Here is a 14,286-nt window from a genome sequence, read left to right on the forward strand (position 1 = left end):
ATGCACATTGCCATGCTTTCACCCATTGCCTGGCGCACGCCGCCCCGCCACTACGGTCCCTGGGAGAATGTGACGTCACTGTTGACCGAGGGGCTGGTGTCGCGCGGTCTTGAAGTGACCTTGTTTGCAACCGCAGATTCTCAAACCAGCGGCAGGCTGCATGCCGTTTGCCCACGGGGTTATGAAGAAGACCACGCACTCATTCCGAAAGTCTGGGAGTGCCTGCATATTTCTGAACTCTTCGAGGATGCCGGGGCCTACGACATCATCCACAACCAATTTGATTTTCTGCCGTTGACCTACACCGGTATGACTAACACACCGGTCGTGACCACCATTCACGGCTTTTCATCGCCCGGAATCCTGCCGGTTTATAAAAAATACAACGGCAATGTGTTCTATGTTTCCATCAGTGATGCCGATCGGTCGCCAGATCTTGATTATATCAAAACCATCCGTCACGGGATTGACATCCGGCAGTTTGATTTTCAGCCTACACCGGAGGACTATTTGCTTTTCTTCGGGCGTATCCACAAGGACAAAGGCACCCGTGAAGCCCTGGAAATTGCCAGGGCCTGCGGCAAACGGCTGATCCTTGCCGGCATCATCCAGGATCGGGCGTATTACGATCAGTATGTCGCTCCGCATGTAGACAACGACAACGTGGTCTATGTCGGCAGCGTCGGTCCCGTAGAACGTAACCGATGGCTTGGCAATGCATTCGCGTTGCTGCACCCGATCCGGTTTGATGAGCCTTTCGGCTTGTCGGTGATCGAGTCAATGGCCTGCGGCACGCCCGTGATCGCCTTTAATCTGGGCAGCATGCCGGAGTTGATCGAAAACGGAAAAAATGGTTTTTTGGTGGACAACGTGGAGGCAGCCATTGAAGCATTGACAAGAATCAAGGAGATCGACCGTAATGCCTGCCGCAGTCATGTTGAACAGCATTTTACCGTCGACCGCATGGTCGATGAATACATCGGCATATATGAAATGATTTTAAAGGAAAGGTCGGCATGAAAATGCAAGATCCGCTCATCACGCGATTTAAAGACAACCCGGTCCTGACCCGCGAGGACGTTCCCTATCCGGTCGCCACCGTTCACAATGCTGGCGTCGTCAAGCATAACGATCGCTATATCATGCTGTTCCGGTCCCATCTGTTGAACGGACGGTCGATCATCGGCAGGGCCGACAGCGAGGATGGGTTTTCATTCGCCGTTCATCCCGCCCCTTTTTTGACACCGTCAACAGACCCGGTTTTCGCCGAATTTGAAGCCTTCGGCGTCGAAGACCTGAGAATTTCCCCAGTGGAAAACGAATACCTGCTGACCTACAGCGCCTATTCCCGTCATGGCGTGCGGATTGCCCTGGCGCGCACCAGTGATTTCGAAAAAGTGGAGCGGATAGCGCTGATCACCCAGGCCGACCTGCGCAACGTCGTCATTTTCCCTAAGAAGTTCGGCGGCCGCTATGTGCGTCTGGACCGGCCGCACTCGGAAATCTCACCCTGGTCGATCTGGATTTCCTATTCTCCGGACCTGGTTCACTGGGGCGATTCCCGGGTGATCATGAAGCCCTTGACCTACCACTGGGATGAAATGAAAATCGGGCCCGGCGCGCCACCCTTCAGGACCGACGAGGGCTGGCTGCATATTTACCATGGCGTTTTCAAGACCATGGCCGGAACGGTGTATCGGCTCGGCGCGGCCCTGCATGACATCAATGATCCGGCGACGATCATCGGCGTTTCCGATGGGTGGATTCTGCAGCCCGAGGATCCGTGGGAGCTGAGCGGCTATGTTCCCAATGTGGTCTTTACCTGCGGCGCAGTTCCGGAAGATGATGGCACGGTTAAAATCTATTGGGGTGGGGCGGATACGGTGATGTGCGCAGGAACGGCCATGATCGAGGACCTGGTCGCCCTCTGCCTTTCTGATTCTCGTCCGGCGATGTAGCTTATCCTCTCGAAGGATGCAATGATATGCAAGCAAGCAAGATTCAACAGCTGAAAGTAAAAAGAAAAGCGATCAAGATCGTCGGGGATCCGTCACGGGTGATCACCCGACTCCATCTACCCGATGAGCGGTCCAGGATCAAAAAAATCATTCAGCGTATCATTAACCTGTCGGACCCGGTGGCCGAAGGGTTGATGGCGCAGATCATGGTTAACTTTGCCGGCCGGCACGAAGACATCGAAACCATCTTTGGGCGGCACCTGAATGCGGTGAAGGATTATCTCCCACCGGAAACCGTACCCAGCGATCTTCGGAAATCACTCATCGGAGCATACTTTACCAAGGAGTACTCCATTGAATCGGCTGCCCTTTTCAATCCGTCCATTGTTCCCCATCCGGATCAGGGCCATTTGAAAAATGGCAGCATGCGTTTTGTCATGAGTCTCCGGGCGACCGGTGAAGGTCATATTTCGTCCATCGTCTTTCGCAGCGGCGTCCTTGACCGACACAACCGGTTTCGCTTCGACCCGATCAGTGATTATGTGGAAACACCCGACCTCCAGTTGAATCCGGTCTACAAACGCGATCCGTTCCAGCGCAAACTAAAGGAAATGGGCGTCGGCAATGAGATCACCGCCCATATTCTCGACCAGATGCCGGATGATTTTACGTATAATCAGCTGATCGAAAAAATTGGAAATCTTCGAGTGAAACCACTCTTTCCCAAGGATCGCCAAAACAGAGCCTTCGAGGTGATGTGGTGGCTTGCCAATTCCAATTATGAGGTGGATTTCCACCCCGATCACCGCATATCTGAACGGGTGATCTTTCCGGTCTCAAAAAACGAAAGCCGAGGCATTGAAGATGCCAGATTTGTGCAATTTTCCGATGACCGGCAAAAAAATAGCTATTATGCGACCTATACCGCCTATAACGGGCATACCATCCTGCCGCAATTGATCGAGACCAAGGATTTTATCAAATTCAACATTGTCACCCTTAACGGCAAAGCCGTCAAAAACAAGGGCATGGCGCTTTTTCCGCGCAAAATCGGCGGTCGCTATGCCATGCTCTCTCGCCAGGATGGTGAGAACAATCATATCATGTTTTCGGACAATATCCATTTCTGGCAAGAATCCAAAATCATCCAACAACCTGAATATCCGTGGGAATTCATCCAGATCGGCAACTGCGGATCACCCCTGGAGACGGATCAAGGCTGGATCGTGCTCACCCACGGTGTCGGCCCCATGCGCCAATATTGTATTGGTGCGATCCTGCTTGATCTTGATAATCCTTCGAAGATAATTGCCCGTCTGGATGCACCGCTGCTTTCGCCGCATGAGAAGGAGCGCGAGGGATATGTTCCCAATGTCGTTTATTCCTGCGGTGCAATCATTCATAATCGTGAGCTGGTTATTCCCTACGCCATGTCCGACATCAATTCCGGCATTGCGACCGTCGCCGTGGATGCCCTGCTGAATGGTATGCGGGCGGTGGAATGATGAAATCTTTAAATTGTGCGCGAAAAACCTTCCGCAATTGGGCAAGGCATGCGAAAACCGGATCATGCTTTTACGAGAATACCATCGAAAATCGACCGCTGAACATTGGCCTGGGAAGAATGAAAATGCTTACACTGCGTGGAAAAGGCGTTTCCCCAGGGATGGCTCAAGGGAAGGCATTTGTCTATAAGGATGTGCTTTTAAGGGATTCCGAACTCTATTTGATTGACGATAGCCAGATTGACGAAGAGAAAACCAGAATTCAAAAGGCAATCGACGATGTAAGCAAATGCCTGACAATCGATGCCAAGCAAATCGAGAGTAAGTTGGGCAGACAATCGGCGGATATTTTCCTTGCGCAAAAGGAGATCCTGCAGGATTCTCATGTAATCAATGAAATGAATCGGGTGTTGGAAACAAAGCTGATCAATGCCGAGCAAGTGGTCAGAACGGTATTCCGACTTCTGGCGCGTCGATTCAGAGACCTGGCCAATGAAGTGCTCCGCGAACGTGGGGATGATATCGACGACCTGTCGCGCCGATTGTTGCTGTCATTGGCAGGCATTCACGCACACAGCCTGGAGAACCTGCCGGCCAACACGGTGCTCGTCGCCCGTCGGCTGCTGCCGTTGGACACGGTGTTTCTCTCGCGGTCATCCACCGTCGGCGTTCTGGCGGAGTTTGCGGGGCCAGCGGCCCATGCGGCCCTTCTTGCCCGAGAGTTAGGCATCCCCTGTGTGGGGGGGATCCCCGATCTTTTGGAAACGGTTTACACAGGTGACGTTGTGCTTGTCAATGGGACAACGGGGGCAGTGGTGATCAATCCAAGCCGCCAAGCCCTGCAGAAGCACAACAAGGCAATTGATTGCTCGTTCCGGACGTGAAGTTTGCCGTAAGGAAAATAAGAAAGGAGCATATTATGCAAAAAGAGACAGACAACAAAACGAATCATGACGACTCCGAAAGCAGCGGGCAAAATAAGGGTGATAACGAAAACACCGCCGGACGAAAAAATGCTGGAAGGGGTTTAGGGCGAGGTGGTGGTAAAGGTCGAAGGGATGGAACAGGAGGAGGACGCGGTCGTGGCGGTGGCGGTAGGGGTGGGCGCAGGAAATAACTTTTTCCTGTTTTTCTTCTCGATAATTTTTCATCTCAAAGGCGCCTTACGCTATCATGCTACTTAAACATAAGGATTCTTTGATGAAGGATCGAAGTCTTGAGACTAAAAACTAAAATTCTGATTTTTCTTGGCTTGCTTGCGTTTCTTGATGCAATCATCCCCATACCGATTACAGCAATGGCATTGATCATGATTTTTTTTCAAAAGCCCAAGAAATTGAAAACTTGGATTGATGAAATCTATAAACAATGACCAACAGATCGAAATCTTATTTTGAACTTCATGAGACTTGGAAGTTTGATCCAATTTGGTAGCATTAGATGAAATTTATGGCATATCGTTTTGCTTTAAAATGGAGATTAAAATGAATATTTTTATTGGAAACTTATCATACAATGTTATCGAGAGTGATTTACGTCACTCTTTTGAGGCTTATGGCGAGGTAACGTCAGCAATTGTTATAAAGGATAAGCAAAGTGGCAAATCAAGAGGCTTCGGATTCGTAGAGATGCCCGATCAAGCCGAGGCTCAATCTGCAATTGGCGCTTTGAATGGGAAGGCATTTAAAGGAAGGACGATTACCGTCAATGAAGCTCGTGACCACGATGAAGAACGGCGACGCGCGAATAGGGAAGGAAATAGACGCGGAAGAGGGCGTTACTAACTTCATATGGCTGGCTGAATCATGAAATTGAATGTGCATTCAATATATAGATATCCGAAATACACTTTAAGCCTGTAAATGATCCGCCAACCATTCTGACGTCATCTGCGCTTCGCTAACGCCGGAGAACAATTACTCCCTCCATAACGTCCATGTTACGTCGTTCTTATTCGTACTGTGGGTGAACTTGGATTTACATGTCAGGCACAGATAATCCTGTTCTTTGAATCCGCAAAGCGTTTTCCCTTTAAAAAGGCGAGGTTCATCCACTTTTGTTAAATTTTCATGCGGTCTACCACTGCGGACTTTCTTTGATTGTTTTTCACACAAAGCGCATCGTTCCATTGTAGATCCCTCCATTATTTATTTGAATATATATATCATTTTTTGCCACTTCACACAAGACGATTGCAGCGCAAAAGATTGTTTGTGACAATTGAGCACTTTTTATCCAGCAATGCAACCAACGTCCCTATTGCAACCTGCCAAGAACAATTTTTCATTTAGATTCGGCATAAATCTGAGCGGTTTGTTATTGGCAGCCTATAATTTATAAAAATTGGCATAATACAGATAAGATGATTATATTGTACTTCACAAGCCCCCTGCCGTTGTATTTATTAAGTTTGCAGCAGGCACGGATACGAAGATTCCATTTTTTGAATACCAATCTTCGATATTAATGATTTTTTTGAATGTGTAGATGAATAAAAATTAGGAGGCGATCTTGAAGCAGTTCTATGTTTTTTTAGTTGTTGTACTATTCCCGATTTTAGCTTTTTCAGAAACGCTATTTTTGAAGGATGGTACTAATATTAACACCAACATATATTGGGAAGAAAATCAGGATAAAATCGGATATTTTTTAGGTGGAAAACCAAAGTATATAAAAAAAGATTTGATTGATTGGAATAAAACAAAAGAGAAACATGCTTTAACCAATAATGAGGAAGATATTTCTAATAATTCTATTTTTAATGAAAAAAATATGGATAAAAATAGCATCGTCGAAGATATGAAATTGTATCTAAAATCAATTGATATAATTAATAAATATGGTAGTCCAGAAACATTATCAAAAACAAATAGTGTTCGATGGGTAGCATATTTCCCAAAAGGTGATTTTACCATAATTACAGATAAAAAAAGTAATACAATCCTTAAAGTAATAAACGGGAGAGGATTTTAATAGATTTATTTTTTACCTGCAGGAATGGTTATCAGCGAAAGATCCTTCTGACCGCCGGATTCTGTCAGTGAAAAAAGGATCATCAGAAAAGCAAAAGCCCGTTTCGATTTAAAGTCACGGTCGTCCACCCAGAACCAATGGTCTCTGTATTTCATCGTCGTATAGGCGTCGACGGGTTTATCGATGCCGCTGTTGATTCAGCAAGGACCACCGGCCGGATCTGAAACAGATGGTAGTTGGCGCCGTGATCAACGACAAGGGTTGTCCGATCTGCTGCGCGATGTGGCCTGGAAACATCACCGATGTCAAAACACCTAACTCTTTGGATTTGTATGTTTAAAATTATTAAGGATGGATAATATTTATTTTGTAAACAAATATTTAACTTGCTTTGTGTGGAAAAAAGGTTAGTATATAGACATTCAATCATGTCCTGTCTATTTTATTTCACTTCAGGGCAGTTCCTCTCTGCAGGTTAACACCATTTGCCCAAATGGCACCCTCCAGTTAGCGACATTGAGAATTGTATAGGCACGATAATCCTTTAAAATTTGAGAAAGGAGGATGTTATCATGGCCAATGGAAAAGTTAAGTGGTTCAATGACCGTAAAGGGTTCGGGTTCATTGAGCAGGAAGACGGAACAGATATTTTTGTTCATCATTCAGCAATCAATGCAACGGGTTTCAAATCCCTCAACGAGGGTGACCAAGTATCATTTGATGTAGAACAGGGACCGAAGGGCCCTTCCGCAACAAATGTGACAGCAGTATAGAATATTACAGTCAGCCAACAGGCATCCTTTTGAGGGATGCCTCGGCTTTTACATTCTTTAACCATCGACTTTTTAACGGTACATCAGTTGATTGCAGCCTCATTGTCAAGCTTCTAATTAAGCAGAAAACACCCGCCGTTTCAAGGCCGAAGAAAAAAGTCGGAATCGAGGCATAATATGAGAAAGGTGATCAATAAATTAAAGGAAGAGGTCAATCGATAACTCTCCTTGAGAGGAGATCAAAACGGATATATCTCCACTTATCCCGATTCACAAAAAAACAACAATCCGGCAGATTTCTTCCGCAATTATCCAAAATCCGATTACGACTCATCCTACTGAAGTATATATTTTGTGTTGTTAACCGTCGTGATAGTCCATAACAATCTTTTGAATAGACGATAATCACTTTAATACGCTCACCGTCATCAATCATCTATAAGCGGCAAGGCGAATTATTATTCCTTCCTGTGAGTCGGCCAATGACCATTCGCGATAAGGTCCATGTTAATAAAATAAGACCGCGATTTACATTTTAATATCACAAATAAAGCATAACCAAATGAAATATTTACCGTTTACACGAAAGAATTATCATAAGATAAGGCAGATAAAAAAGCTGAAAAAAAACGCCGTCTCCGATATTGATGTCGTTTCTATGGTTTTACCCTTTAAGACTAACAATTATGTGGTGAATGAATTAATTGATTGGGACAATGTTGAGCATGATCCTTTGTATATGATTAATTTTCCCCGGAAAGAAATGATTTCCCAAAAGAACTTCGATCTGGTCTCCAGCATGTTAAAAAACGGAACCGATAAATCCCTCATTAGTCGGACGATCAAGAAAATTCAGCTTGGGCTTAATCCACACCCGGCAGGCCAACTTAAATGCAATGTTCCGGAGTTGGATGGGAACAGAGTTGATGGAATCCAGCATAAATACAGGGAAACCGTGTTGCTGTTTCCAGCCCAGGGGCAGACCTGTCATGCCTACTGCACATTCTGTTTCAGATGGCCGCAGTTCATCGGAATGAGTGATCATAAGATCGCATTGAAACAAGCTGAATTGTCCGCCTCATATCTCAGCATGCATCCTGAAGTTACGGATGTGCTGATTACCGGTGGAGATCCCATGGTGATGAAGGCCGAACGACTGGAAACCTACATCGATGTCCTGCTGAATTCGGGTATATCCAACCTAAAAACAATACGGATAGGGACTAGATCACTCTCCTTCTGGCCTTACAGATTCCTGACGGACGGAGATTCAGATAAGATTTTGGAGCTTTTTAGAAAAGTGGTCGATTCTGGAATTCATCTTTCCATAATGGCGCATATCAATCACCATCGGGAGATGGGAACCGTTGCCTTTCGGGAGGCAGTGAAACGCATCAGACAAACGGGTGCGTTAATCAGATCGCAATCCCCGGTTCTCAATCATGTAAACGCTATCCCCTCTGTCTGGAAAAAAATGTGGGAGGATCAGGTGAATATAGGCATCATTCCATATTATATGTTTGTACCCAGAAATACCGGTTCCCATAGGTTTTTTTCCATTCCTTTGGTTGATGCGTATCGTATATTCAGAAAGGCATTTAGTCATGTAAGTGGAATGGCAAGAACGGTCAGGGGGCCAAGTATGTCAGCACGCCATGGGAAGATTAAGATCGATGGGATTCCTGAAATAAACGGGAAAAAATACATCGCCATGTCTATTATTCAGGGTCGGTCCGCCAACTGGGTGAAAAAGCCATTTTTTGCTGAATTTGATGAAAGTGCGTGTTGGATTGATGAATTGAGGCCTGCCTTCGGAGACAAAACGTTTTTTTTCGTTGGAGATAAAGAATCCGACTTCAGAATAGGTGACGATTTCGATGACGCGGCAGCAACCAATCCCATGAGACTGCGGCAATCTGCTAACGGGTCTCCCTTTTTGGATTGCGTCAATCAATATGCATAAAGCACATTCTCCAAGAGAAACTGATCGATATCTTATTACTTTTCAATCAAATTTAGGCGAAATTCATAAAAAATGATCTTATTGCAGAAACATGAAAATGTAGCAAGCCCATTGACTTCAAACTTGAATGCGGATTACCGAAAACGAGATATACAGTACAATTGCTTTAAGGCTGCAGCGGAATTCATACAGCACCTTCGAGTCAAGGATTACTTCGGACAGCATCGACTCGTGCATGGAAATCTGGCTTCTTTAAATCAGGATAAACCTGTAAATCATGCCTGGCTTGAAGAGCTTGACTTTGTATACGACATCAGCAATGGACATAAACGACTATTATTAAAAGAAGACTACTATCTTAACGACACGATCACGGGTGTTAAGAAATACACGATTCATCAAGCGCTTAAACTGATTAAATCCCATGGCAATTGGGGTCCATGGGAGTGATCCATTAGTATGTTATCGCGTTATCTATCATCGACACTCTACCATTATGAAAAATGTTTATATGTTAAATAGACGACCTAACCTTTGCCAAAGTGAGCGATAGGGAAAGGTATGCAGCGCTATAACATCTTTCATCGTACCTACTACAACTTCTCCGGTCTTGTAAGCCTCGGCCCACACACGTTGCGCCTGCGTCCAAGAGAAGACCATGATCTTCGAATTGAATCATCAACGCTAACGATCACGCCGCCAGCTTCCTTGCTTTGGCACAGAGACGTGGAAGGCAACTCGGTTGCCGTCGCCACTTTCGATTTACCCACCAACCAGCTTGTCGTTGAGAGCGATGTTGTTATCTGTCAGTATAATGAGACACCACTGGAATTTCTGGTTGCCGATTACGCAATAAATTGGCCTTTTATCTATCAATCAGATGACACCATCTTGCTGGCACCCTATATGGCCATTCAGGAAAACAGGAATAGGATACAGCTGGATGAATGGATTGTAAACTGTTGGCAGCCTGGCGAAAAAATTGAGACATACACGCTGCTGAATCGGATTTGCACCCGCATTTATCAAACGCTGAAATATCAAATTCGTGAGGAACCCGGTGTACAAACAGCAGAGCAGACACTTGCATACGGTACCGGCTCTTGTCGTGATTTTGCAGTCCTGTTCATGGAAGCGATGAAATCATTGGGTATCGCGTCGCGATTTGTCAGCGGGTACCTTCATGCAAAGCCATCAACAGCCAATTTTGGTGCCACACATGCTTGGGCCGAAGTGTACCTGCCCGGCGCAGGCTGGAAGGGTTTCGATCCTACCATTGGAAAGATTGTTGGAACCGACCACATTGCCGTTGCAGTGGCAAGACTACCTGAAACAGTCTCACCAATATCAGGAACATTTTTCGGGACTCAAGGAACACGGCTCGATGTCGGTGTATGGGTAACGAAAAGCTAATCAGAGAACCATGCCCATGTTATTTGATCAAGATTGCCATAATTCATCCCTTTCACTGGAGGAGAAATATCATGGCGCATAAAAATTGATGGTCTCGTAATATTTTCACCAAGCCAAAGCCTGAATGATGGCTTTATGGCGTGATGCTCCACTTTGAGTGAGCGAATCGAAACTATTTTTTCCCGGAAATCAGATGGAAGGATTGTAAGCATTCAGGGGGCATTTTGCATATTTAACCCCAGTTATAACCATTGGAAAACATAAGAAAAAACAATACAATGACAACTATCTGAAATAATTGATAAAATCGATAGGTCTTTTGTTTTACCTATGACAAAGTGCTTTTCATGGTACTCAAAAGACCCTTCTCAGAACTCGATTGGTTACAGACACCAGAGATGGTGCGGCATTATATTATTAGACCAAATTCGGCTAAGTCCTTTTTTATTTGTAGCCATTTTTTTTGGAAACACCGATTAAGGCATCCTCCAAAGCGTCAGAATATTATCGATAATTGAAAAAAATGACGCGATCATGGGTATCAAATTTTCAGCACGATATTAACCTATCAATATAATTAATAATTACAAACTAACAAGCGTGGCATGGTTCTTGTTTAGATAGAGTAGAACAACTCAGTCACCATGAGGGGACCATGATCGATCAAACAGGCATGACCATTGAAGCCTACCTGAGACAGACGGGAATCAAGACCCGGATACTTGCCGGCTCACAACCACTCGAAAGCGCGTCAGCATCCACTTTTGATGTACTGTTACAGGCGGCTCGGTCAACGGACCAACCGGACAAGACCAATGGCCAAGGAGCAATGACCATTTCGGATTATTTAAGTGCATGCAAGGGCCAATCGACAATGCCGGCATCTTTGAACCGGTCGTCCCTGCCTGACGACATGCTTGGCAACATGGAGAAATCATCAACCCGTCTCTGCCGTGGCCAGCCAACTGATCATCTTCGGCCCTCCGTGAAAGAAGGCCGGTCGGACGTGTCCTCCCCCCATGGGGATCAGTCCGATGATAATCACATCCGTCCAGACATTCATCAGAGCATCCGCAACGCGGCAACAAAATACGCTATTTCCGAAAAACTGATCCAAAGTGTGATTCAAGCGGAGTCCAATTATCGGTCGGATGCGGTCTCCCCCGCAGGGGCGCAGGGATTAATGCAACTCATGCCCGGCACGGCCAGGGAGCTTGGGGTAAGCGATCCTTTTGATGTCGATCAAAATATCGATGGGGGCGCCCGGTACTTGAGAAAAATGCTTGATCGCTTTGGTGGCGACATCAAGCTGGCCTTGGCAGCCTACAATGCAGGTCCTGGAACGGTGCAGCGCTACAATGGCAATGTGCCCTACCAGGAAACACAAACCTATATTCAGCGCGTTCTTTCCACCATGGCCGCCTTGGGTGAAACCATCGGCTGATGGTCAGATTGGCCTTCGATCGAAGAATGAAAGCCTCACGCAAAGACGCTAAGCCGCAAAGAAAAAAAATTCAACCGCTCACGACCAGATCGATAGCGGTGGATGTCGTTTGTGGGCATGCCTGCAACCCGTTTGCCACCGTCTTCGCGTTCTTTGCGGCTTTGCGTGAGAGCCATTTTTGGAGTCCACAACCTTCGCCGCAGAGCGCAGTCTATGGATATCGCAACAGGTCACGCATCCTTGAGAATCTGCTCGAGATACAGCCGAGACCGCTGGCGGGCCTCACTGGAGATGGTGACCCGATCGACCACCCCGAACGGCGGATCGCTTTCCCCGCCCTCGAGATAGTTGGAGCTGCGAATGCCTATCTCTCGTACCAAAGGAGCGATTCTTTGGTTATCCACAATGATGTAAGGAATTGTGTCGTCCATTGCCGTTTTCCGTCCATATGTCGGATTATTTCCGACTTATGCTTAGTTTACGAAGGTGGAATAAAGGCAAGTAACGATGAGGTGTGACGACTACTGAAGAGGCTCAATAATTAGGTCCATACACAATCCTAATATTGCAGAAATCGGAGGCAATCATCTGCAATGCACCTCCGCAGACAAAAGCATCCGACTCGCCCGAAGGCTGAAAAGCCAAAATAAGAAGAGAATTCCATGGATTTTACTTATCATGTATTTTCATTCTACTCCTGTAATTCTCATATATTCTAAACGCCCTGTTTCCGACCGCCAATGCATCGACAGGTTATGGCCCAGCGCAATCGGTACGATGATCGTTTATCTCAAAGGGCGTATTCCTTTCAGTTGTTTTATCACATCAATTCCCATGTCACATGCCAGGTTCAAATCTTGGTATTCCACAGTCGATGTTTTAATAGCGGGTAATCTCGTATCTCTTGTTGTCAAAGTGATCCTGAAATTTATGCTCGTTCCAGATGTCATCTTTCTGGTTGGTTGCTAATACGTATTAATGTTCAATTTCGCTTTAGGAAGAATATACGGCATTTTGAGAATTCGACAATGTGAGCCGGTTGGCGGCTGGGCGGTAGGTAAAAACTACCATATGTGAAACCTAAAGTATCCTATAGCCCCAATAGCAGGGTCGCCAGCGCAGCGAACAATACGCATACGGCCATAATCAGACAATCCACAGCAGATCTGAAAGTGATTTTTGGAAAGCAACGCATAGTCCAGTGTCGAGACAAAGACCTCGATTCTGGCCGGAGAGGCCGCAGTTGTGACCCTGGCAGCATTTGCGATTCATTCGTCGAAGGCAAGAATTCTGTGCATCCGGGCACACAGGAAAGGCCATGATTCATGTTAGCCATCGGGGATTTGAAGTCCATGACCATCTGCTCGGGTTTATTCATGTCTTCACCTCAATTCTCTGCAGATCAATAGTACCTTTCCGATGATGCGTACACGATCCATTTCCTCATCGGACAAATAAATCGGTGTATATTCTTTATTGTCACTCAGGAGCACGAGTTTTCGTGGATGTTTTTCAATCCGTTTGATCATTATCGTGTCCTCAACCCCCACGGCATAAACGGTGCCAGCAATAATATCAGTCTGGGATTGGTCAATGAGCACGGTATCTCCGTCTTTAATCTCTGGCGCCATGCTGTTCCCAAATACATCCATCAAGACCATACGGTCTTTGGCCCCCTTGTTTTGCAACCACGCCGTTTTGAATGAAAAATGGTCTTCTACCCGATTGCCCACTTCGAAAGATCCGGCACCGGCACAAAGCCTGGCCTGGACCTTCGGCACCGCAAAAAACGCGTCATCCTCACTATTGATAGGCCGAACCCGTTCCGGGCCATCTCCGCCTTCCAACCAGTCGGGATTCAACCCATGCTCACGAAAAAGAGTCAGCAGCCAATTGGCGGGAACGGAATTGTTTTTCCGTGCCTGGGTGATGGAAGACCGGTTGACCTGTAAAAGGGCTGCCAGCTCAGAAAGGTTTTTTATGCCCAGGGCACTGGAGACACGATCAAAAAATGTCTGAAATTGGTTTTTCATATATATTCCAATGGCTGGTTGATTTTTATTTGTATAATACAACACCCTGTTAAGTTTTTACAACAAATATTTTGCAATTGTGAATTATGCGATTAAAAATTTGGTTCGCCCCTCCAAAACGCCAACAATTCCACCAAAAGGACATGGGTAAATGAAATCGGTTGATTTCTTAACCCATTATTAAATAAGTACAGAATAAGAAGTAAAAATTATTTCAAGACAGA

General features: G+C 45.9%; 15 protein-coding genes. 12 read left to right on the forward strand and 3 right to left on the reverse strand.

Going from position 1 to position 14,286, the window contains the following annotated elements:
- From Dvar_RS29315 to Dvar_RS29370, 12 genes are all read left to right on the forward strand, one after another.
- Window positions 1-1,020 carry a glycosyltransferase family 4 protein gene (locus Dvar_RS29315; protein WP_419656672.1) on the forward strand — a complete coding sequence of 340 codons (1,020 nt, stop codon included), beginning with the start codon at window positions 1-3 and terminating at the stop codon, window positions 1,018-1,020.
- On the forward strand, window positions 1,017-1,958 hold the full coding sequence (locus Dvar_RS29320) for a glycoside hydrolase family 130 protein (protein WP_419656673.1): 942 nt from the start codon (window positions 1,017-1,019) through the stop codon (window positions 1,956-1,958). The genes Dvar_RS29315 and Dvar_RS29320 overlap by 4 nt, the downstream gene beginning before the upstream one ends.
- A gap of 26 nt (window positions 1,959-1,984) precedes the next feature.
- Complete coding sequence (locus tag Dvar_RS29325; RefSeq protein WP_419656674.1) at window positions 1,985-3,463, forward strand: glycoside hydrolase family 130 protein; 1,479 nt, start codon at window positions 1,985-1,987, stop codon at window positions 3,461-3,463.
- A gap of 125 nt (window positions 3,464-3,588) precedes the next feature.
- Window positions 3,589-4,347, forward strand: a complete 759-nt coding sequence (locus tag Dvar_RS29330) for a phosphoenolpyruvate-utilizing N-terminal domain-containing protein (RefSeq protein WP_419656675.1) — start codon at window positions 3,589-3,591, stop codon at window positions 4,345-4,347.
- A gap of 174 nt (window positions 4,348-4,521) precedes the next feature.
- Window positions 4,522-4,647: a hypothetical protein gene (locus tag Dvar_RS29335; protein ID WP_419656676.1), complete on the forward strand. Its 126-nt coding sequence runs from the start codon at window positions 4,522-4,524 to the stop codon at window positions 4,645-4,647.
- Between the two features lie 300 nt (window positions 4,648-4,947).
- Window positions 4,948-5,247: an RNA recognition motif domain-containing protein gene (locus Dvar_RS29340; protein ID WP_419656677.1), complete on the forward strand. Its 300-nt coding sequence runs from the start codon at window positions 4,948-4,950 to the stop codon at window positions 5,245-5,247.
- A gap of 727 nt (window positions 5,248-5,974) precedes the next feature.
- The gene (locus Dvar_RS29345; RefSeq protein WP_419656678.1) at window positions 5,975-6,436 is read left to right on the forward strand and encodes a hypothetical protein; all 462 of its coding nucleotides are present in this window, start codon (window positions 5,975-5,977) and stop codon (window positions 6,434-6,436) included.
- Between the two features lie 572 nt (window positions 6,437-7,008).
- Window positions 7,009-7,209, forward strand: a complete 201-nt coding sequence (locus Dvar_RS29350) for a cold-shock protein (RefSeq protein WP_419656679.1) — start codon at window positions 7,009-7,011, stop codon at window positions 7,207-7,209.
- Between the two features lie 562 nt (window positions 7,210-7,771).
- On the forward strand, window positions 7,772-9,172 hold the full coding sequence (locus Dvar_RS29355) for a KamA family radical SAM protein (protein ID WP_419656680.1): 1,401 nt from the start codon (window positions 7,772-7,774) through the stop codon (window positions 9,170-9,172).
- 72 nt (window positions 9,173-9,244) lie between these two features.
- Window positions 9,245-9,622, forward strand: a complete 378-nt coding sequence (locus tag Dvar_RS29360; RefSeq protein WP_419656681.1) for a hypothetical protein — start codon at window positions 9,245-9,247, stop codon at window positions 9,620-9,622.
- Between the two features lie 111 nt (window positions 9,623-9,733).
- Window positions 9,734-10,585 carry a transglutaminase family protein gene (locus tag Dvar_RS29365; protein ID WP_419656682.1) on the forward strand — a complete coding sequence of 284 codons (852 nt, stop codon included), beginning with the start codon at window positions 9,734-9,736 and terminating at the stop codon, window positions 10,583-10,585.
- 655 nt (window positions 10,586-11,240) lie between these two features.
- Window positions 11,241-12,029: a lytic transglycosylase domain-containing protein gene (locus Dvar_RS29370; RefSeq protein WP_419656683.1), complete on the forward strand. Its 789-nt coding sequence runs from the start codon at window positions 11,241-11,243 to the stop codon at window positions 12,027-12,029.
- A gap of 35 nt (window positions 12,030-12,064) precedes the next feature.
- Here the strand turns inward: Dvar_RS29370 and Dvar_RS29375 are convergent, their stop codons facing one another.
- The 3 genes from Dvar_RS29375 to Dvar_RS29385 all read right to left on the reverse strand — a co-directional run bounded on the left by Dvar_RS29375 (window position 12,065) and on the right by Dvar_RS29385 (window position 14,062).
- Window positions 12,065-12,205, reverse strand: a complete 141-nt coding sequence (locus Dvar_RS29375; RefSeq protein ID WP_419656684.1) for a hypothetical protein — start codon at window positions 12,203-12,205, stop codon at window positions 12,065-12,067.
- 54 nt (window positions 12,206-12,259) lie between these two features.
- A complete protein-coding gene (locus tag Dvar_RS29380; protein ID WP_419656685.1) occupies window positions 12,260-12,460 on the reverse strand; it encodes a hypothetical protein in 201 nt (66 codons plus the stop codon).
- 951 nt (window positions 12,461-13,411) lie between these two features.
- Window positions 13,412-14,062, reverse strand: coding sequence for a LexA family transcriptional regulator (locus Dvar_RS29385; protein WP_419656686.1), 651 nt, complete (start codon window positions 14,060-14,062; stop codon window positions 13,412-13,414).
- Between the last annotated feature and the right edge of the window lie 224 nt (window positions 14,063-14,286).

Origin of the sequence: Desulfosarcina variabilis str. Montpellier (assembly GCF_048565275.1) — a bacterium.
Taxonomy (GTDB): Bacteria; Desulfobacterota; Desulfobacteria; order Desulfobacterales; family Desulfosarcinaceae; genus Desulfosarcina; species Desulfosarcina variabilis.

Bases quoted from the DNA above. Each gene is read 5' to 3' on its own strand.
- Dvar_RS29315 (WP_419656672.1), top strand. From the start codon at position 1: ATGCACATTGCCATGCTTTCACCCATTGCCTGGCGCACGCCGCCCCGC.
- Dvar_RS29320 (WP_419656673.1), top strand. From the start codon at position 1,017: ATGAAAATGCAAGATCCGCTCATCACGCGATTTAAAGACAACCCGGTC.
- Dvar_RS29325 (WP_419656674.1), top strand. From the start codon at position 1,985: ATGCAAGCAAGCAAGATTCAACAGCTGAAAGTAAAAAGAAAAGCGATC.
- Dvar_RS29330 (WP_419656675.1), top strand. From the start codon at position 3,589: ATGCTTACACTGCGTGGAAAAGGCGTTTCCCCAGGGATGGCTCAAGGG.
- Dvar_RS29335 (WP_419656676.1), top strand. From the start codon at position 4,522: ATGGAACAGGAGGAGGACGCGGTCGTGGCGGTGGCGGTAGGGGTGGGC.
- Dvar_RS29340 (WP_419656677.1), top strand. From the start codon at position 4,948: ATGAATATTTTTATTGGAAACTTATCATACAATGTTATCGAGAGTGAT.
- Dvar_RS29350 (WP_419656679.1), top strand. From the start codon at position 7,009: ATGGCCAATGGAAAAGTTAAGTGGTTCAATGACCGTAAAGGGTTCGGG.
- Dvar_RS29355 (WP_419656680.1), top strand. From the start codon at position 7,772: ATGAAATATTTACCGTTTACACGAAAGAATTATCATAAGATAAGGCAG.
- Dvar_RS29360 (WP_419656681.1), top strand. From the start codon at position 9,245: ATGATCTTATTGCAGAAACATGAAAATGTAGCAAGCCCATTGACTTCA.
- Dvar_RS29365 (WP_419656682.1), top strand. From the start codon at position 9,734: ATGCAGCGCTATAACATCTTTCATCGTACCTACTACAACTTCTCCGGT.
- Dvar_RS29370 (WP_419656683.1), top strand. From the start codon at position 11,241: ATGATCGATCAAACAGGCATGACCATTGAAGCCTACCTGAGACAGACG.
- Dvar_RS29375 (WP_419656684.1), bottom strand. From the start codon at position 12,205: ATGGCTCTCACGCAAAGCCGCAAAGAACGCGAAGACGGTGGCAAACGG.
- Dvar_RS29380 (WP_419656685.1), bottom strand. From the start codon at position 12,460: ATGGACGACACAATTCCTTACATCATTGTGGATAACCAAAGAATCGCT.
- Dvar_RS29385 (WP_419656686.1), bottom strand. From the start codon at position 14,062: ATGAAAAACCAATTTCAGACATTTTTTGATCGTGTCTCCAGTGCCCTG.